Consider the following 276-nt stretch of genomic DNA (forward strand, 5'->3'; position numbering starts at 1 on the left):
TGCATGGAGCCTTTGCAGAATCATCTAGCTGGAATGGTGTAGTTGCAAATCTGCAGCAACAAGGCTACCCGGTGGTTGCTGTTGCTAACCCCCTTCGCAGTTTAAGCGCCGACGCCGACTATGTTGCCACGGTGATAAAAGAAACGAGTGGACCAGTAGTGCTGGTAGGTCATTCGTACGGTGGTGCCGTGATAAGCAACGCCGTTCAAGACAATACCAATGTTACTGCGCTAGTGTATGTCGCCGCTTTTGCGCCGGAGCAAGGTGAGACCGTAT

1 protein-coding gene is annotated in these 276 nt (G+C 52.2%); it reads left to right on the top strand.

Annotation, left to right across the window (positions count from 1 at the left end):
- Nucleotides 1-276: alpha/beta fold hydrolase (locus tag R0K30_RS21770; protein ID WP_410612905.1), on the top strand; the 276-nt coding region annotated here is incomplete at both ends.

The organism is Bacillus sp. SIMBA_154 (genome assembly GCF_046536015.1).
Classification (GTDB): Bacteria; Bacillota; Bacilli; order Bacillales; family Bacillaceae; genus Bacillus; species Bacillus pumilus_P.